The organism is bacterium endosymbiont of Bathymodiolus sp. 5 South, from assembly GCF_900128535.1.
Taxonomy (GTDB): Bacteria; Pseudomonadota; Gammaproteobacteria; order PS1; family Pseudothioglobaceae; genus Thiodubiliella.
Window position 1 is genome coordinate 1 of the sequence record NZ_FQTR01000400.1, and the last position, 911, is coordinate 911.

Below are 911 nucleotides of genomic sequence, written 5' to 3' on the forward strand. Positions count from 1 at the left end.
ATAATGAATTTTAAATACACATTACCTGAAAATCTTATTAATGCTGATCTTTGTGAATTTGCAAATGGTGGTGCACAAGTAACCATTAGAACTAAAGATGGTGATATTTATGAAAAAATATTAATTTCAAACTGTATGTGGATCGTAGCCATGGCAGGATATAACGAACTTCCATTTAAAATAGATGATATTATAGAAATTTATCAAACAGGTAATGACAAAAATCCAAAGCAAAAAATTGATTGGTTTTTTTTTGATAAATGGGAGTAAATAGTCGCCCCTTAGGAAAAAATGAAAAAATGGGACGCTACCCTTTTATCGTAAAAATATGACTCCACCCTCTCATTAAAAACAAAACCACTATTTTAAAAACAAAAAAACCACCAAAACCCATTAAAATAACCAAATGCCAAACCCATTTTTAATATCAATTTTAACCTTAATCACAACCCTAGCAACAACCCCAACCATTGCTAATACAAACCTTAATACTCCAAACAAAACCACCACTATTGTTGGTTCAAACCTCCAAGTCAACGCAGATAACACAGATAACGGACAAATCAACATAAACAGTCAAAATTTTAACATCCTCTCTAGCCAAGATACCAACAATACCAAGTCTAGCATCAAGCATAAAAACTTTAATGTCTCTTACACACGGTATATGGCACGAATTCAGGTGGCCTGAGTGGCAGCATCTCCCGAGATTCCAGCACTAGCAACAGCCAACAAACCACCCACAACAACGCCAGCCTAACTGCTGCCAATATCAACCTTAACACTAAGTTTAACTTTCTTAGAACATATCCATTTTAAATAAGCGACCTTCTTCCCCCTTATCGCTTAATTCTTTAATAATCTCGTTCTCGATAAAATGAATTTTACTTCCTTCTTTGTTTTCAGGAATA

2 protein-coding genes are annotated in these 911 nt (G+C 34.0%); both read left to right on the forward strand.

The annotated features are described in order from the left end of the window. A partial coding sequence (locus BBROOKSOX_RS11785; RefSeq protein WP_180324065.1) for a hypothetical protein occupies positions 1 to 270 on the forward strand: 270 nt, incomplete at its 5' end. Positions 271 to 406: 136 nt separating this feature from the next. After that, complete coding sequence (locus BBROOKSOX_RS11790; RefSeq protein WP_139662081.1) at positions 407 to 691, forward strand: hypothetical protein; 285 nt, start codon at positions 407 to 409, stop codon at positions 689 to 691. Positions 692 to 911: the final 220 nt, after the last annotated feature.

Coding starts and splice junctions, on each gene's coding strand:
- BBROOKSOX_RS11790 (WP_139662081.1), top strand. CDS start 407: ATGCCAAACCCATTTTTAATATCAATTTTAACCTTAATCACAACCCTA.